This is a genomic window from Sphingomonas sp. BL-S-05 (assembly GCF_055521695.1).
The window spans coordinates 2,717,509-2,733,896 of sequence record NZ_CM145499.1; the positions used below are offsets into that span (position 1 = coordinate 2,717,509).

20 protein-coding genes and 1 tRNA gene are annotated in these 16,388 nt (G+C 67.8%); 9 read left to right on the forward strand and 12 right to left on the reverse strand.

Going from position 1 to position 16,388, the window contains the following annotated elements; all coding sequences use genetic code 11:
• Positions 1 to 21: 21 nt before the first annotated feature.
• The gene (locus ACZ1JS_RS12665; protein ID WP_465168691.1) at positions 22 to 1,491 is read right to left on the reverse strand and encodes a glycoside hydrolase family 125 protein; all 1,470 of its coding nucleotides are present in this window, start codon (positions 1,489 to 1,491) and stop codon (positions 22 to 24) included.
• 296 nt (positions 1,492 to 1,787) lie between these two features.
• Between ACZ1JS_RS12665 and ACZ1JS_RS12670 the strand changes: the two genes are divergently transcribed.
• The 3 genes from ACZ1JS_RS12670 to ACZ1JS_RS12680 all read left to right on the forward strand — a co-directional run bounded on the left by ACZ1JS_RS12670 (position 1,788) and on the right by ACZ1JS_RS12680 (position 3,847).
• Complete coding sequence (locus tag ACZ1JS_RS12670) at positions 1,788 to 2,888, forward strand: extracellular catalytic domain type 1 short-chain-length polyhydroxyalkanoate depolymerase (RefSeq protein ID WP_465166368.1); 1,101 nt, start codon at positions 1,788 to 1,790, stop codon at positions 2,886 to 2,888.
• 36 nt (positions 2,889 to 2,924) lie between these two features.
• Entirely contained in the window at positions 2,925 to 3,308 is a 384-nt protein-coding gene (locus ACZ1JS_RS12675) for a YraN family protein (RefSeq protein ID WP_465166369.1), read from the forward strand.
• Positions 3,309 to 3,409: 101 nt separating this feature from the next.
• Positions 3,410 to 3,847, forward strand: a complete 438-nt coding sequence (locus ACZ1JS_RS12680) for a hypothetical protein (protein WP_465166370.1) — start codon at positions 3,410 to 3,412, stop codon at positions 3,845 to 3,847.
• Between the two features lie 190 nt (positions 3,848 to 4,037).
• Here the strand turns inward: ACZ1JS_RS12680 and ACZ1JS_RS12685 are convergent, their stop codons facing one another.
• The 3 genes from ACZ1JS_RS12685 to ACZ1JS_RS12695 are packed head-to-tail and all read right to left on the reverse strand — an operon-like array spanning position 4,038 to position 6,465.
• A complete protein-coding gene (locus tag ACZ1JS_RS12685; protein WP_465166371.1) occupies positions 4,038 to 4,919 on the reverse strand; it encodes a type II secretion system minor pseudopilin in 882 nt (293 codons plus the stop codon).
• The gene (locus ACZ1JS_RS12690; protein ID WP_465166372.1) at positions 4,916 to 5,449 is read right to left on the reverse strand and encodes a type II secretion system protein GspJ; all 534 of its coding nucleotides are present in this window, start codon (positions 5,447 to 5,449) and stop codon (positions 4,916 to 4,918) included. The genes ACZ1JS_RS12685 and ACZ1JS_RS12690 overlap by 4 nt, the downstream gene beginning before the upstream one ends.
• Positions 5,446 to 6,465 (reverse strand): type 1 periplasmic-binding domain-containing protein, encoded by a 1,020-nt coding sequence (locus ACZ1JS_RS12695; RefSeq protein WP_465166373.1) that lies wholly within the window; start codon positions 6,463 to 6,465, stop codon positions 5,446 to 5,448. The genes ACZ1JS_RS12690 and ACZ1JS_RS12695 overlap by 4 nt, the downstream gene beginning before the upstream one ends.
• 71 nt (positions 6,466 to 6,536) lie before the next feature.
• Between ACZ1JS_RS12695 and gspN the strand changes: the two genes are divergently transcribed.
• Positions 6,537 to 7,175 carry a type II secretion system protein N gene (gene gspN / locus ACZ1JS_RS12700; protein ID WP_465166374.1) on the forward strand — a complete coding sequence of 213 codons (639 nt, stop codon included), beginning with the start codon at positions 6,537 to 6,539 and terminating at the stop codon, positions 7,173 to 7,175.
• A 4-nt stretch (positions 7,176 to 7,179) separates the two neighbouring features.
• Here the strand turns inward: gspN and ACZ1JS_RS12705 are convergent, their stop codons facing one another.
• A complete protein-coding gene (locus ACZ1JS_RS12705; protein ID WP_465166375.1) occupies positions 7,180 to 7,416 on the reverse strand; it encodes a hypothetical protein in 237 nt (78 codons plus the stop codon).
• Positions 7,416 to 8,777 (reverse strand): argininosuccinate lyase, encoded by a 1,362-nt coding sequence (gene argH / locus ACZ1JS_RS12710; protein WP_465168692.1) that lies wholly within the window; start codon positions 8,775 to 8,777, stop codon positions 7,416 to 7,418. Before argH ends, ACZ1JS_RS12705 begins: the two co-directional genes overlap by 1 nt.
• 103 nt (positions 8,778 to 8,880) lie before the next feature.
• Between argH and ACZ1JS_RS12715 the strand changes: the two genes are divergently transcribed.
• The gene (locus tag ACZ1JS_RS12715) at positions 8,881 to 9,384 is read left to right on the forward strand and encodes a TlpA family protein disulfide reductase (RefSeq protein WP_465166376.1); all 504 of its coding nucleotides are present in this window, start codon (positions 8,881 to 8,883) and stop codon (positions 9,382 to 9,384) included.
• Positions 9,385 to 9,434: 50 nt separating this feature from the next.
• Here ACZ1JS_RS12715 and ACZ1JS_RS12720 read toward each other — a convergent pair whose 3' ends face one another.
• Genes ACZ1JS_RS12720 through ACZ1JS_RS12730 form a run of 3 tightly spaced genes read right to left on the reverse strand, consistent with a single transcriptional unit; the run spans position 9,435 to position 11,343 of the window.
• Positions 9,435 to 9,770, reverse strand: coding sequence for a hypothetical protein (locus ACZ1JS_RS12720; protein ID WP_465166377.1), 336 nt, complete (start codon positions 9,768 to 9,770; stop codon positions 9,435 to 9,437).
• A 34-nt stretch (positions 9,771 to 9,804) separates the two neighbouring features.
• A complete protein-coding gene (locus tag ACZ1JS_RS12725) occupies positions 9,805 to 10,149 on the reverse strand; it encodes a hypothetical protein (protein WP_465166378.1) in 345 nt (114 codons plus the stop codon).
• Between the two features lie 45 nt (positions 10,150 to 10,194).
• A complete protein-coding gene (locus tag ACZ1JS_RS12730) occupies positions 10,195 to 11,343 on the reverse strand; it encodes a phospholipase D-like domain-containing protein (RefSeq protein ID WP_465166379.1) in 1,149 nt (382 codons plus the stop codon).
• A 125-nt stretch (positions 11,344 to 11,468) separates the two neighbouring features.
• Here ACZ1JS_RS12730 and rpoZ point away from each other — a divergent pair, with 125 nt between their 5' ends.
• Positions 11,469 to 11,813 (forward strand): DNA-directed RNA polymerase subunit omega, encoded by a 345-nt coding sequence (rpoZ, locus tag ACZ1JS_RS12735; RefSeq protein WP_055758348.1) that lies wholly within the window; start codon positions 11,469 to 11,471, stop codon positions 11,811 to 11,813.
• 212 nt (positions 11,814 to 12,025) lie between these two features.
• Here the strand turns inward: rpoZ and ACZ1JS_RS12740 are convergent, their stop codons facing one another.
• Positions 12,026 to 12,406 carry a winged helix-turn-helix transcriptional regulator gene (locus tag ACZ1JS_RS12740; protein ID WP_465166380.1) on the reverse strand — a complete coding sequence of 127 codons (381 nt, stop codon included), beginning with the start codon at positions 12,404 to 12,406 and terminating at the stop codon, positions 12,026 to 12,028.
• 103 nt (positions 12,407 to 12,509) lie between these two features.
• Here ACZ1JS_RS12740 and ACZ1JS_RS12745 point away from each other — a divergent pair, with 103 nt between their 5' ends.
• Positions 12,510 to 13,571, forward strand: coding sequence for an SDR family oxidoreductase (locus tag ACZ1JS_RS12745; RefSeq protein ID WP_465166381.1), 1,062 nt, complete (start codon positions 12,510 to 12,512; stop codon positions 13,569 to 13,571).
• Here ACZ1JS_RS12745 and ACZ1JS_RS12750 read toward each other — a convergent pair.
• Positions 13,561 to 14,280: an RlmE family RNA methyltransferase gene (locus ACZ1JS_RS12750; RefSeq protein WP_465166382.1), complete on the reverse strand. Its 720-nt coding sequence runs from the start codon at positions 14,278 to 14,280 to the stop codon at positions 13,561 to 13,563. The genes ACZ1JS_RS12745 and ACZ1JS_RS12750 overlap by 11 nt on opposite strands.
• Positions 14,277 to 15,317, reverse strand: a complete 1,041-nt coding sequence (locus tag ACZ1JS_RS12755; protein ID WP_465166383.1) for a Ppx/GppA phosphatase family protein — start codon at positions 15,315 to 15,317, stop codon at positions 14,277 to 14,279. The genes ACZ1JS_RS12750 and ACZ1JS_RS12755 overlap by 4 nt, the downstream gene beginning before the upstream one ends.
• Before the next feature lie 166 nt (positions 15,318 to 15,483).
• Here ACZ1JS_RS12755 and ACZ1JS_RS12760 point away from each other — a divergent pair.
• Together ACZ1JS_RS12760 and ACZ1JS_RS12765 are read left to right on the forward strand one after the other, a co-directional pair.
• Positions 15,484 to 15,557, forward strand: a tRNA-Gln gene (locus tag ACZ1JS_RS12760).
• Between the two features lie 33 nt (positions 15,558 to 15,590).
• The gene (locus tag ACZ1JS_RS12765; protein ID WP_465166384.1) at positions 15,591 to 16,388 is read left to right on the forward strand and encodes a hypothetical protein; all 798 of its coding nucleotides are present in this window, start codon (positions 15,591 to 15,593) and stop codon (positions 16,386 to 16,388) included.

Sequence of the window (16,388 nt, forward strand, 5' to 3'; positions counted from 1 at the left end):
GCAACCAGACCCGCTCGAATTCTAAACCCGGATCGTATCGAGCGGCGCCTTGAGCAGTTGCGGTCGCGTCGCGGCGATATGCAGGATCAGTTCGCCGAACAGCCCGTTGGCCCAGGCGAACCAGTCGCGGCTGAACTTGGCGGCATCGTCCTTTTCGAACGCCTCGTGCATGAAACCGGTGCCGGCATGGGTCCGCTTGAGCGTGGCGAGGCACCGAAGGATCGTCGCATCGTCGGTGGCGCTGAGCGCGCGGACAATCAGCGACATCGGCCAGATATAGTTCATGCCCTGATGCGGCCCGCCAATGCCTTCGCCGGCCGTGCCCTTGAAGAACCACGGATTGGCCTCGCTCCACGCCGCTTTGGCGGTACGCTGCCAGCGTGCATCGTTCGCCGGCACGCAGCCGAGCCAGGCGAGGCTCGACAGCGAGGGCACATTGGCGTCGTCCATGAAGATCGCATTGCCATAGCCATCGACCTCATAGGCCCAGACATCGCTGCCATCGGCGAGCCGCATCGTACCGTGCTGCGCGACCGCCGCCGCGACCTCGTCGGCAAGCGCGGCCGCGTCCCGCGCCAGCGCATTGTCGTTGCGGGCTTCGCTCGCGACCTTCGCCATTTCGCGCAGCGTCGTCACCGCGAACAGATTGGCGGGTACGAACAGCAGATATTGGCAGGCATCGTCGGAGGGGCGGAAGCCCGAATGGATCATCCCGTTCTTGACCGTCGGCGCGCCATAGCCGGCGAGCAGCGTCTCGGTCGGCTGGCGGCTCGCGCGCTGGAACTTGTACGGTCCCGGCCCGTCCTTGCGCTGCTGTTCGCGAAAGGTCCGCACGATCGCCCGCATCGCGTCGGCCCATTGCGCGTCGAACGGCGTCGCATCGCGCGTCGCGGTCCAATAGCCGTGCGACAGCCGCATCGAATAGCATAGCGAATCGATCTCCCATTTGCGCTCGGCGACGCCCGGCCGCATCTCGGTCACGTCCTCCTTCGCCCAGCCCAGCGACGTCGGGGCGGTCGGATCCTCCATGAAGGCATTGGCATAAGGGTCGATCAGCACGCTGCGCGCATGGCGGGCGATCAGCCCGCGGAACAGCTCCCGCAGCTTCGCATCTTGCCTCGCCAGATGGAGGTAGGATTTCACCTGCGCCGCCGAATCGCGCAGCCACAGGCAGGGAATGTCGCCGGTGATGACGAAGCTGTCGGGCTTGCCGTCGACCATTCCCATCCGCACCGTCGTGTCGAGCGTGTTGGGATAGCAATTGGCGAACAGCCACGCGACTTCGGGGTCGGCGATCATCCGGCTGACCCGAGCAATCTCCTGTTCGACCGCCTTGCTGACGAACCGGCGGTCGGCCGGGGCGGGACGCTTGCTGACATAGCCGCCCTTCGCACCGGTCTGCGCAGCGGCGATCGGGGCAAGCGTGCCGGAGGCCAGCCCGGCGCCCAGCAGGACACCCTGCGTCATCAACGTGCGGCGGTCGGTAAGCATCGGACGGTCTCCATTATCCTGAAGGTCGGCGGCGCGGGCGACCGCTGCCTCGTACTGGCAGGCGATCCAGTGCCGATGCATCAGCATCGTTGCAACCATCCTCGCAAGTCCGCGCCGCGCATGTGCGGCATGTTCCCTTGCGGCGAATGCATGGGCCGGAGCCGGTCGCGCGCCGTTATACGGGTCGCGATCCGTCCGATCCGCTCCCACGTCGCTTTCCCATTGTGCAATGCAGCATAAAGACCATATCCTGTCCGGGCGGCCAGCGGGGTGCCGCGACGACAAGGTTTTCGACCATGGTTTCGCTCTCCAATACCATTGCCCGACTGTCGCGCATGCAACAGCCCGGCGCGCGGCCGAGCGTGCCCGACCGGCTGCACGACCTGACCGGCTTCGCGCCCGATCCCGGCAATCTGCGCGCGCGGATGTACGTGCCCGCCGACCTGAAGCCCGGCGCCGCGCTGGTCGTCGCGCTGCACGGCTGTACGCAGGATGCGGCGGTCTACGACCATGGCACCGGCTGGTCGACGCTCGCCGACCGCCAGGGCTTCGCCGTGTTGTTCCCCGAACAGCGCCGCGCCAACAACACCAATATGTGCTTCAACTGGTTCGAGGCCGCCGACATCGCCCGCATCGGCGGCGAGGCAGAATCGATCGCAGCGATGATCGACGCGGCGGTCGCGGCGCACGGCATCGATCCGGCAAGGATCTACATCACCGGCCTGTCGGCGGGCGGGGCGATGACCGCGGTCATGCTCGCCACCTGGCCCGAACGCTTCGCCGCCGGCGCGATCATCGGCGGCCTGCCCTATGGCACCGCGATCGGCGTGCGTGCCGCGCTGGAGCGGATGCGCGGACAGAAGGGGCTCGACGCGCTCGCCATTGCCTCGACTCCCCGGCTGCCGCGCGTCGCCATCTGGCACGGCACCGCCGACCCCACCGTCGTCATCGCCAACAGCGACGCGCTGGTCGAACAATGGTGCCGCGTCCATGCCTTGCCGCCCGAGCCGCGACAGGGGCGCAGCGGCACCAACTGGTCGCAGAGCATCTGGTGCGATGCGCAGGGTCAGGCACTGCTCGAGGAATGGCGCGTCGCCGGCATGGGGCACGGCGTGCCGATCGACCCGGCGAGCGGCATCGGCCATGCCGGTCCGTTCATGCTCGATGTCGGCCTGTCGAGCACGCTCGAGATCGCGCGCGGCTGGGGGCTGGTCGATGCCGTCGAACGGCCGGCCGCCGCCGAACCGGCCGCCACGCCCAAGCCCGCACTGCGCGGTGCGAAGCTCGAACGCCTCACCCCCGAACCCGCCACCGACGACCATGCCGCCGCCCATTCCGCCGGCACGGTGCAGGCAACGATCGAAAAGGCATTGCGCGCCGCCGGCCTGCTGCGCTGACTTGCCGCACCGGGTCGGGCGCGGCACAACGCCCAAGTGCTCGCCCGCCCGCCCCGCCCCCGCTCGCGCGCGTCCCGCATCGCCGCCGACGATGCCGGCCGACGCGGCGAGCGCATCGCCGGCTGGTGGCTGCGGCTGAAGGGCTGGCGCATCCTCGCCCGCCGGGTACGGACGAAAGCGGGCGAGGTCGACCTGATCGCCCGGCGCGGATCGATCGTCGCCTTCGTCGAGGTTAAGACACGCGCGACCGCCGCCGACCTCGACCACGCCATCGACGAACGCCGCCTCGCGCGGGTGGCGGCGGCGGCGGAGCTACTGGCGCCGACCTATGCCGAGGGCTGCGACATCCGCATCGACGTCATCCTCCTCGCCCCCCGCACCGCCCCGCGCCATATCGAGAATGCGTGGATCGGGTATTGAGTGATGTTGCGGTCGTGCTCGCGTGGTTGCAGACAATCAGTCGCCCAGATACGATGGCCGGAAGGAGATGCCCGATGCCTTCCCGCGCTTCAGTGTTATGGATGCTGACCGCCGTGCTGATAGTAGCCTTTCCGGTTCTAAACTTCGTCTATTGGCCTGAGGTTTTGAAGTCGGGTGTTTTACCATCGGAGGGCGACAGCATCGCCATACCAATGCTTGGCAGCTTGCTCGTGACGTTGATCGCGTCGCCGATCGTCTTGGGCGTGGCTTGGATGTGTTATCGACGCTACAATCCAACCACCCGGTTTCTGGTTTTTCGTTTGGACCGACCCGGCCGCAGCGCTGTTGCGACAGCAATTTTCGGCATTAGCGCCGCTATTCTATGTTTCGGCGCGCTGGCTGACGCCGCTAGAGTAATGCCATGGTATGAGTATCTTTGGCCCGCGTATATGATGCTGACATCGGCGTGGCTGTTGACGCTGAGAGCTTCGTTTATCGAACAGTACACCGTTCAAGAGGCGCAGGCCGAACAGCTTTAATAGTCCTTCACTTACAAGCGGAAGGTCAGCTCTCGATCAAATCAAGCCATCCCCGCTTTCCTACACCCACCAGACCTGCGACCATCCTCGCTGGCCGCCATCCGCCCACGCTCTTTGACACCGTCAGTTCGCCCAACGCCAATCGCGCGCAAAAACGCGGCAAGTGTGAACTTTGTGAACTTTGGCCGATTTACCCGCCAAATCCCGGCACTTCCGGCGGAATGGCCGCGTTGCGCCAGCGCTCTACCGGCACGGTGATCGGCACCGATTGCGCGCCTTCCTGCCGCTTGATCCGCTGGATCAGCGTCGCACCCTGCTGCACCGTCTCGCCGATCGTCGCGCGGGTGCGGACCCAGTAATGGTCGGACTGGAACCGCGTGCCGCCGGGCGCGGTCACGTCCTCGCGCGCCAGATCGTCCTTCGACAGATAGCCCTGCCGGTTGCGCAACGCGATCAGCCGCTGTGCCTTGGCCGGTTCGAACAGCACCGCCATCAACTCGGGCGTCGCCGCATTCAGGTTGATCGCCGTATCGCCGGGCAGCGCAGTCACCATCCGCGCCAGCAGCGCCGCCTGTTCGGGCGGCAGGAACACGGCCAGCGGGCGCAGGTCCTGCACCGGGCCCTTCTCGCGGATCAGCGCGATCGCGGCGACCGCCTTTTCCTCCTCGATCCCCGCCGCCTTGGCGATGCGCAGGAACAGCAGCTGCGGGATCGGGTCCAGCTCGCGCCGCACCGAATTGACATTGAAGCGGCCCTCGGCATCGGCGATCGCCAGGTCGAACCGCCCGCCCTCGATCGCAATGCCGTTCTCGCTGATCGCGCCCCATGGCTCGCCCGGATAGTCCGCCTCGGGCGCGACCTGCGCGTCGCGTTGCAGGGCCGAGAGCGCCGACAATTCGCCGCCGCGCACCACCGCCAGCGCCCGCGCCGCCTCGCGCGATCGGATCGATCGGTCGAGCGCCACCTCCTCGCGGTTGATCATCAGCAGGACGAGGCCGCTGGCAATCGCCACGAACATCAGCACGTTGACGAGGATCATCCCCGCCTCGCGCTCGGGTACCGGCCGGGTCATGCGGTCTTGGCCGGGATCGGCAACGTCACGATCCGCCGCAAATTGCCGCCGCCGGGACCGCCGACCTGCAGTTCGACCACCACCGCCCGCGGCCAGTCGAGCGAGCGGTCGGGCGCGGGCGGCCAGCGGTCCAGCCAGCCGCCGTCGAAATAGCGCCAGCGTGCCGCCGTCACCTGATCGAGCACCAGCTGCGCCCGGCCATCGACCACGCGCAACAACTGCCCGTCGGTCACCCGATAGCCGACTCCGATCGACGGTCCGCCCAGCCCCGGCGCGCTCCGCCGGAACCGCAGCCCCGCCGCATCGCCGCCCAGCGGCCCCGGCGCGATCTGGTCGAGGTCGCTGGAAATCACCACCATCGCCCGTTGCAGGTCGGCGACCCGGTCGAGCCGCGCCTCGGTCCGCCCGTCGACGCCGATCACACTGTCGACCAGCGCCAGCCCCGCGACCGCGATCAGCGCGAACAGCCCCAGCGAGATCATCAGTTCGAGCAGGGTGAAGCCTGCCTCCCCCGACCGGCGCGGGGTCATGCGCCGCGGCTCTCCGCCACCTTCTGATAGACGCCGTTGGTGGGGACGAGGATCGCGAAGTCGCGTGCGCAGCTCCCGTCCGAGCGGAAACGGACCCGTCCGGTCACGCCGTCGAACCCGGCATCGCGCAGCACGCCTTCGCGGGTCATCGCATCGGCCTCGCGCAATGTCCTCGCGATCATCGCCGCGTCGTTGCCCAGCGCCGCGATCGCACCGGGCTTGCCGCCGTTGCGCGCGGCATATTCGGTGGCGAAGGTCGCGAAGCGTTCGGGATCGGGGCTGGCGATCCACGCCCCCTCCAGCGCACCTGCCGCATCGGGCCGGTAATCGAGCGCCTGCATCGTCGCCAGCAACTGCATCCCCCGCGCCTTCAACGCCGGGGCCAGCGCCACCGCTGCGCCGGGCACGAACGCGGCATCGGCCTCCAGCCCCGCCGGCAAGGCGTCGGCGACCGGCTGCACGACGGTGATGGTCAGGCCCAGATCGGCCTCCGCCGCCTTGGCCGCCGCCACCGATGCCCGCGCCCACGGCGTCCCGTCATCGACCGCCAGCGCCCGGCGCACGCCCCGCGACCGGGCATAGCCGAGGATCGCCGACGCCGCTTGTGCCGGGGTAATCCCGAACACGAACGCCGCGCCGCCGCGTGCCGCCGCGTCGTTGGTCAGCGCCACCACCGGCACCGACACCGCCGCCGCCACCGCGCGCGTCTCCTCGGCCGACAACGGCCCCAGCAGCATCGTCGCCCCGCCCTTCACCGCCGCCCGCGCCGCACGCACCGCGCCCGCCGCGCTACCGCCGGTATCGACCACCGACAGCGCGGTCGCATCGGTTTCGGCGAGCCTCGCCGCATTGGCTATGCTAAGCCCCAGGCCGCTTCGGTCTCCGGTCAGCGGAACCAGCAACGCGGCGGAGCGCTTGGCCCGGCGCGCAGCCAATAGGGGGGAGGCGGCCCATGCCGCAGACGACAGCAGCATCGCATCCCGGAACAGCCGTAGCGTCGAGCGTCGCGATCGCATCACCGAGTTTTTCGAGGTTGCAGGCACGACGGCGTAGTATCCGCTTCGCCGCGCTCGGCATAGCCTCGTTCGTGGTTGCGATCGTCGCGACGCTGCCCGCCAGCTTGATGATCGGCAATAACGACTGGCGCAGCGGCGTCGGCGGCACCGTGTGGAATGGCGAGGTCGGCATCGCCGGGGGCAGCCGCCTCGAATGGCATTTCGCACCGCTTCGCAGCCTGACCAGCCTCGGCTTCGCAGTCGACTGGACGGCGACCGGTCCCGACACCGATCTCGGCGGGCAGGCGCTGCTGCGCCCGGGCGGGGTGCGGCTCGACCGGGTGGCGGGGGCGGCCGACGCATCGTTGCTGGCCGCGCTGCAACCCAATCTGCCCTTTGCCTGCGACATGCCGTGGCAGGTCGATTTGCCCGTGGTGTCGACCATCGCCGGGTCGGCGATGGCTCAGGGGCGCGTCGCGATCGATCCGGGCAGTTGCGTGACGCGGCCGGGCAATATCGCCACGCCGACCCCGGCGATGCTGCTGACCGCCGAGCATATTGGCCAGCAATCGCGCATCCGCCTCGTCCCCGATGGTCAGCGCCGCCGCACGCTGATGGACGCGACGATCAACGAGGACGGGACGCTGCGCTTCGCGATGACCGGCGACGGCGCGGCGATGCTGCCCTTCACCGGCTTGCCGGCGGGGGCCAGCGTGCAGGGCAGTTTCTGATCGGTTAGCGGGGCGGCAGCGCGAAGGGATCGTCGCCGCGTTCCTTCGACTCGGTCAGCAATTCGTCGCTGCGCGATGGGCGCTGCTGCGTGGTCGGGGTCAGCAGGTCGGCCGAGCTCGGCGTCGCGGTCGCGCCATAGGGGGCGGGCGGCAGCGACGCATTCTCCTGCGGGCGCAGGTCGCGCCGCTGCCCGCACCCGGCCAGTGCCATTGCGATGGCGAGCAGCGCGAACCCGCGCATCACTGCCCCCGCGCGGCAGCGATGGCTTCGCGGACCCGTTCGGGCGCGGTACCGCCAAAGCTCTTGCGGCTGGCGACCGAGGCATCGACGCTCAGCACGTCGAAGATGCCGGCATGGATGCGGTCGTCAATGCCGGTCAGGTCGTCGATGGTCAGCCCGTCGAGGCGACAGCCCTTCCCCTCGGCCAGCTTGACCGCGCGACCGGTGATATGATGCGCCTCGCGGAACGGCACGCCGGCTTCGCGCACCAGCCAGTCGGCAAGGTCGGTCGCGGTCGAAAAGCCGGTCTCCGCCGCCGCGCGCATCCGCTCGGGGCGGAAGGTCGCGCTTTCGACCATGCCGGTCATCGCCGCGATCGACAGCGCCAGCAGGTCGGTCGCCTCGAACACCGGCGGCTTGTCGTCCTGCATATCCTTCGAATAAGCGAGCGGCAGGCCCTTCATCGTCACCATCAGCGACGTCATGCAACCCATGATCCGGCCCGAATGCCCGCGCACCAGTTCGGCGGCGTCGGGATTGCGCTTCTGCGGCATGATAGAACTGCCGGTCGACCATTGGTCGGAGAGCGAGACGAAGCCGAACATCTGCGAAGCCCAGATGACGAACTCTTCCGCCAGCCGCGACAGGTGCAGCGAGCATTGCACGGCGGCGGTCAGATATTCGATCGCGAAGTCGCGGTCGCTGACCGAATCGAGCGAATTGACCGTCGGCCCGGCAAAGCCCAGCGCCTCGGCCGTCGCGTGGCGATCGAGCGGGAAGCCGGTCCCGGCCAGCGCCGCCGACCCCAGCGGATTATAGTTCAGCCGCGCCCGCGCATCGGCGAAGCGCCCGCGATCGCGCGCGATCATGCTGTGATAGGCCATCAGGTGATGGCCGAGCGTCACCGGCTGCGCGACCTGAAGATGGGTGAAGCCCGGCATCACCGTCGCGGCATGTTCGTCCGCACGGTTCAGCAACGCCGCCTGCAACTGGCCCAGCGCCGCATCGACCGCGTCGATCGCATCGCGGGTCCATAGCCGGAAATCGGTCGCGACCTGATCGTTGCGCGAACGTGCGGTGTGCAGCCGCCCCGCGACCGGGCCGATCTTTTCGGCCAGCCGCGCCTCGGTCAGCATATGGATGTCCTCGAGCGTCAGGTCGTCGGGCACGCCGTGTTCGGCATAGTCCGCCGCGACCGCATCCAGCCCTTCGAGGATCTTTGCGACGTCCGCCGCATCGACGATGCCCTGCGCGCCCAGCATCGTTGCGTGCGCCTTGGACCCGGCGATATCCTGTCGCCACATCCGCTTGTCGAAGGGGATCGAGGCGTTTATCTCACGCATCACCGCCGACGGGCCTTCGGCGAAGCGCCCGCCCCACATGCTGTTGGAGCCTTCCATGCGCCCGGTAATCGCGCTTCTCCTTGGACTGAGCCTGTTCGTAGGCGCTTGCGATAAGCGAGCCGCCGCGCCAGAGCAAGCCGCCGTGACGGAGGACGGCACCGTCCCCGACGTCGCCGCACCCGCCAACAATGCCGCCCCCGAAGCCGCGGCCAAGGTCGATCGCAGCCACAAGGGCGAGGCGATGCCGACCTACAAGTTCCAGGACGGCGGCGGGAAGGCGGTGACGCTGGCCGACTTCCGCGGCAAGCCGGTGCTGGTCAACCTGTGGGCGACCTGGTGCGCGCCGTGCGTGCGCGAAATGCCGACCCTCGATGCGCTGACGGCGCGCGAGAAGGCGTCGCTGGCGGTGCTGACCATTTCGCAAGATATGGAACCGGCTAAGGTGCCGCCGTTCCTGACCGAGCGGAAACTCGCCAATCTGGTCGCCTATCGCGATTCCGACCTGCAATTCTCGACGGGCATGGGCGTCAGCCTGCCGACGACGATCCTGTACGATGCGGCGGGCAAGGAAGTGTGGCGGGTCACCGGCGGCATGGACTGGGCCGGTGCCGAGGCGGCGAAGCTGATCGCCGAGGCAAAGGGGTAACGCGCCTGCGCGAACGTCACCCCATCCTGCGCTGGGGTGACGTGCGAGGCTTACCGATCCGGCGCGCGGGCCGCGGGCGGCACCCCCGCCCCTTCGCCCGGCGCATCGTCGTCGAAATTCTCGCCCTGCCCCCCGCCGCCGGCATTGGCGCCGCTGCCATGCGCTTCGCCATTGGCGGCGACGAAGGCACGGCGACCGGCTTCCGGGGGAATCTCGCGGCCATCGTCGAGCGGCGTCGGGCTGGCCGGCCGCGCCTCGGCAGCAGCCTGCTGCGCCTGCCGTTCGCGATCATATTCCTGCCCCGAATAGCCGGTCGGCCGGTCGAAGGCGTTCAGCGGTTCGGTGCGATCCGGATCGACCTTGGGATGGAAGGGGGTGTCGGCCATGGCAATTCTCCTAGGCCGACATAACCGCTCGCGATCAGGCGACGTTCCCTGCCGCCGGCGGTTTGGCACGCGGTTCGAACCGGTCGCGCAGCCGCAGGCCGATGAACAGCATCGTCGGCCAGAACATGGTGTTGAGGATGTCGAGCGACGTATCCTCCCACCGCCACGACCCCCAATAGATCCGGTCGAGCACCTCATTGGCCAGTTCGGCCAGCGCGACCACGGCCAGGGGCACCGGCGTCGACAGGCGATAGCCAGTGACGATGCGGGTGATCAGCAGCACCGCCATGCCGGCATGGACATGGAGCAGGCTGTCGGCCATGCCCGTGCCGTCGCCGATCGCGTGAATCATCCGGGCATAGAGTGCGGGTATATCCATCGCCGCCCGATGGACCGCACGGCCGCGAGTCACAAGCGGTTTGCGCTAATCCCGGTTAAGCCGCGCGGTGACCTGTGGGTCGAGGACCGACATGATGAAATAGGCCCCCGCCTGTTTGATGCGCGCCCACCAGCCCGATCGTCGCCGATGGATATCGCGCGTTATCCGCTGCGACTGCGCGATCTCCCCTTCCATATAGGCGCGCATGTGCGCGGCGAACGCGGCATCCTCGACGCGCAGCATCAGTTCCATGTTCAGGAACATCGAGCGCATGTCGAAATTGGCCGATCCGATATGCACCGCATCGTCGGCGATGAAGAGTTTGGTGTGCAGCTTGGTCGGCTGATATTCGTACACTTCGATCCGGTGGCGCAGCAGGTTGCGATAGGTGAAGCGCGCCGCAAGCAGCGCGATCGCATGGTCGGTCTTGGCGGGAACGACGATCCGCAGGCGGGTGCGCTTTGCCGCCTTGTCCAGCCGCCGGGTCATCAACGGCCCTGGCGCGAAATAGGCGGCGATCATGTCGATGCGCTCGCTGGTGCGGATTTCATGCTTAACCGTCCGCGCCCATGGCGACAGCCGCCGCGACGGCCCGCCGAGCAGCCAGCGGATCGGCCCAATCTCCTCGCTCCATTCGCGCAGCATCCGCGACAATTTGCGAAGCGGCGCGCCGGGCAGCGCGGTCCACGCCTTCAACGCGTCGAAATAGCCGGCCAGTCGTCCCGCCGCCGGCCCCTCGACCAGCAGCCCCAGATCGCGCCACGCCTGTTGCTCGACCGTGCCGAAATAGGCGTCCTCGATATTGAAGCCGCCGACGATCACCCGCAGGTCGTCGGCCAGCGCCAGCTTCTGGTGATTGCGCAGCAGATAGCGCCGCCCGATCCGCGGCACGAACACGCAGACGTCGCCGCCCGCCTCGCGCAACGGTCCGAAGAAGCCGCGACTCGCCGCCGCCTCGGCGCCCAGCCCGTCGACGATCAGCGCGACCCGCACCCCGCGCCGTGCCGCCGCGACCAGCGCATCGCGGACCCGCGTGCCAGCCGCATCCTCCTCCCAGATATAGAACAGGATGCGCAGCGACCGGCGCGCACCGGCGATCAGCGCCAGCAACGCATCGAGTCGCGCCGGTCCCTCGGTCAGCAGCGTCAGGCGGTTACCGGCTACGGTGAAAGTCGGTTCGCCCGCGCCGTCCATGTCCTCTCCGATCCGTTGTCATGGCGTAACGGCCGGCGCGCGGGCGAGTTTCATTGACTTTGCGGAGGGCGACGGTTACACGGCCTGCTTTCCGATACCCTCCGTTTTTGCAAGGAAGGCGTTTCATGGCGCGCGTCACCGTCGAGGATTGCGTCGACAAGATCCCCAACCGTTTCGACCTGGTGTTGATGGCCGCGCAGCGCGCCCGCCAGATTTCGGGCGGTGCCGAACTGACCCTCGATCGCGACCGCGACAAGAATCCGGTCGTGGCGCTGCGCGAGATCGCCGAGGAAAACATCACCCCCGATCATCTGCGTGAATCGGTCATCACCTCGATGCAGAAGGTGCAGATCGACGACGAGGAAGCGCCGGACGAACTGGGTTCGCTGGCCGCGTCGGCAGAGGCGCTGCGCCTCACCGCCGCCGCCCCGCCGCGCAACCAGAATGTCGGTGGCGATTACGACGGCTGAGTCGGTCGGATCGACGAAACGCAAGGGGGCGGTCCTGCGGGGCCGCCCTTTTTGTTTTGGCTCCGTCCCGGGGACCAACCCTTCGTGCTGAATAGGGGCTGAGCGAAGTCGAAGATCCGTATCGAAGCACCCGCGACCAACGGTCCTTCGATACGCCAATTCGACAAGCTCAATGGCTACTCAGGACGAACGGCCGGAGCGGGATCGAAGCTTTATTCCCGCCGCGCGCCCGGCCGACTGCCCAGCGCGTCGAGCGCGTCGGCATTGCGCCGCCCCCAATCGTACAGCAGCGTCACCGGCTCGACGAAGCGCTGGCCCAGCACCGTCAGCCGATATTCGACCGCGGGCGGCATCACCGCCTGTACCTCGCGCGCGATCAGGCCGATCGCCTCCATCTCGCGCAGCGTCTGCGTCAGCATCTTCTTCGAAATACCCGGCAGGCTGCGCAGCAGCACCCCGGTCCGCGCCGCACCGCCGTGGCGGGCATGGAGCGTGTGCAGGACCATGCTGGTCCATTTGGTCGCGAACAGCGACAGGACGCGGCGCGGGGCACAATCTTCGCGCCATTCGGCTTCGTCCGATCCGGGCTGCATGACTGGGTACCTTCTGGTGCCTGGGGGCGGGACCGGTGCCGTCTTCAACCCCGGTGCGATCGTGCCTAGCTGGCTGGCTTCGTTGGAAAAAGGAAGTTCGGTTATGACGAAGACGGCTTTGGTGGTCGGGGCGAGCGGCATCGTCGGCAGCGCGACGGCGACGCTGCTGAACGCGCAAGGATGGACGGTGCATGGTCTCGCCCGCCGCCCGGCCGCACAGGACGGCGTGCAGCCGGTCGTCGTCGACTTGTCCGATGCGCAGGCGACGCGCACGGCGCTCGCCGTCCTGCGCCCCGATGCGGTGTTCGTCACCACCTGGGCGCGGCAGGACAGCGAGGCGGAGAATATCCGCGTCAACGGCGCGATGGTCCGCAACCTGCTCGACGCCCTGCCCGCCCCTGATCGCCCACGCCATGTCGCGCTGGTCACGGGCCTCAAACATTATCTCGGGCCGTTCGAAGCCTATGGGCAGGGCGTGCTGCCGCAGACGCCGTTCCGCGAAGAGCAGCCGCGCCTCGACATCGCCAATTTCTATTATGCGCAGGAGGACGAACTGTTCGCCGCCGCCGCGCGCGACGGCTTTACGTGGAGTGTCCACCGTCCGCACACCGTGATCGGCAAGGCGGTCGGCAATGCGATGAACATGGGCACCACACTGGCGGTCTATGCGACGCTGTGCCGCGACGCGGGCCGACCGTTCGTCTTCCCCGGATCGGCGGCGCAATGGCAGGGGCTGACCGACATGACCGATGCCGGGCTGCTCGCCGAACATCTCTTGTGGACGGCACAGACCGATGCCGCGCACGATCAGACGTTCAACGTGGTCAATGGCGACGTCTTCCGCTGGCAATGGATGTGGGAACGCATCGCCGACTGGTTCGGAGCCGAGGCCGCGCCGTTCGACGGCACGGTCCGTCCGCTGGAACGGCAAATGGCGGACGACGCGCCGCGCTGGGCAGCAATCGCCGCGCGCCATAGTCTGGTCGAGTCCGATCTGCACCGGCTGGCCTCGCCATGGCACACCGACGCCGATCTCGGCCGCCCGATCGAGGTGGTCGCCGACATGTCGAAGAGCCGGCGGCTGGGTTTCACCAGCTATCGTGCGACCGACGACGCGTTCTTCGCCCTGTTCGAACGGCTGCGCGCCGACCGGATCATTCCGTGAGCGTCTCCGGGGACGGTTCGTCCGTCCCCGCCCCGACCCCGGTATCGCGCCGCCCCTTGAAGTTGGTGGCGATGACGTACCATTCGGACGAATCCTTGCGGCTCGCCGGCGGTTTGGCGTGTTTCACCGCCTGGAAATTCCGCTTCAGCTCGGCGACCAGTTCGTTGTCGGCCCCGCCCGCCAGCACCTTGGCAACGAAATCGCCGCCGGGACGCAACACTTCGCAGGCGAACATCACCGCTGCCTCGACCAGCGCCATGGTGCGCAGGTGATCGGTTTGCGGATGGCCGACGGTGTTCGCCGCCATGTCGGACAGGACGAGGTCCGCCTCCCCGCCCAGTTCCTCGCGGAGCCGGTCGGGGGCGTGATCGGCGAGGAAGTCCATCTGCAGGATCGTCACGCCGTCGATCGGATCGACCGGCAACAGGTCGATGCCGACCACGGTGCAGTCGGGCCGCACCTTGCGCACGACCTGCGTCCAGCCGCCGGGTGCGATGCCGAGGTCGACGACCCGCTTCACCCCGCGCAACAGCTTGAAGCGCTCGTCGAGTTCGATCAGCTTGTACGCGGCACGGCTGCGATAGCCCTCCGCCCGAGCCTTCTTCACATAGGGGTCGTTCAACTGGCGTTCGAGCCAGCGTGTCGACTGGGCCGAACGCGAGCGTGCGGTACGCACGCGCTGCCGGCCGGGGGGGCTTCCGCGGGTCATCGGGTTCCTGCCATCAAACGGCGCAGGATTCCTTCGCGAATCCCACGGTCGGCGATCCCTAGCCGCTCGGCGGGCCAGAGCGCCAGAATCGTTTCGAGGATCGCGCAGCCCGCGACCACTAGATCGGCGCGCTCGCTGCCGATGCATGGCACCGTGCCCCGCTGCGCAAGGTCCATCCCCGCCAGCCGCTGGCTCACCGCCAGCATCGCATTCGCCGGGACGATCAGCCCGTCGATCTGCGACCGGTCATAAGCGGGCAGACCCAGATGCACGCTCGCCAGCGTCGTCACCGTGCCGCTGGTGCCGAGCAGGCGGCGCGGCTGGTCGGTGTCGGGCAGGCGTTTGGCGAAGGGCGCGAAACTCTCCTCCACGCACGCCCGCATCCGCGCATAGGCGCCCGACGCCATCGGCGCGGCGCGACCGCCGCCCAGGCTTTCGGTCAGCGACACCACGCCCCATGGCGCCGAATGCCAGTCGAGCACGCGTGGCACCGGCCCGGTCGCATCGAGCAGCACCAGTTCGGTCGATCCGCCCCCGATATCGAACACCAAAGCGGGGCCGGTGCCGGGTTCGAGCAGCGCGTGACAACCGAGGACCGCAAGGCGCGCCTCTTCCTCGGCGGTAATGATGTCGAGATGGATGCCGGTCTCCGCCAGCACGCGCTCGACGAACGCCGGGCCGTTGCTCGCGCGACGGCACGCCTCGGTCGCGACCGAGCGCGCCAGCGTCACGTCGCGACGCTTGAGTTTCTCAGCGCAAATCTTCAGCGCGGCGACGGTGCGGTCCATCGCGAGATCGGACAGGCGACCGGTCGCCGCCAGCCCTTCGCCCAGCCGCACGATCCGCGAAAAGGCGTCGACGACGGCAAAGCCGTCCCCTTGCGGCCGGGCGATGAGCAGCCGGCAGTTATTGGTGCCAAGGTCGAGCGCGGCATAATGACGCGCGCCCGGCCAGCGCGGGCGCGCTGGCGTATTCGGTGCCGGGCGGGAAGCGCCACGCGCTCCCCGGTGCGGCAACCGGGCGGACATATCCCCCATGCCGTCACTCGCTTTATGTTCTATCCGTCACGGCCGAACGCCGCTCGGTGTCTGACAGGCAACCTAGCGAAGCCGGTCGCGATCGACAAGGCGTTGCGACGAATCGCATGATTCGGCGTTGACACGACCATCGGTCCAGCCTATCGGACCGCCCTCGCTGCGACGCTGCCCTGTCGTCTAAAGGTAAGACCACGGACTCTGACTCCGTTAATTGAGGTTCGAATCCTCACGGGGCATCCAGCGACCTGTGGATTTGCAGTATAACTGCGGTCCGTGAGCAATTTTGTGCGGTTCCTTCGTGGGTGCCGCTGGCTCGGTTTCCTGCATATCTCGTCAGCCAGTTCAACCGCTGGAGACGACACGATGCCGAGACGCACTTCCAAATCCCTGGTCAAAGCCACGCCGCCCGCAGTGCCGATGGTCCGACGGATCGGCGATCAGAACGTGGCCATCGAAGCCGAATATCGCGTGCCTGCGGTACATCCGACCGGATCCGGACCGTGGTCCGGCGAAGCAGACAAGATCGCCTGGACTGATCCGATGACGGGGCTCGGCTGCATCATCCGCCGTTCGCCGCACAGCCAGCACCTGTGTGGCTACGTATCGGTCCCACCCGAGCATCCGCTGTTCGGCCGCCACGTGGATACGATGGGTGAACAACTCATCGGCGTACACGGGGGCCTCGACTATTCGTCGGCATGCCAGCATTGGGAACCGGAAGAAATCTCGATCTGCCATCCCTCCGAGGGTCGGACGCGACGGTTCGCGATCGGCGGCGATCGTCAGAAGGTGTACATCAACGACGAGGCTGCCGGTGGGCACGATGCGTGGTGGTTCGGGTTCTCGTGCAATCAGATCGACGACATAACCCCGAGCACGCGAAGCAGCGCCCCCCACGCCAGACTTCTCGATGGGATTACCGAACGAACCTACAAGACGGAGGCCTACGTCTTCCGGGAATGCGTGAGGCTCGCACGACAGCTGCATGCCGTCGCCAACGGACGAGACCCTCGCGAGGCGGATGAGGAGTTTCGAAGAAACGGATACAATCCCGTCAGGAATGAGGGCTGA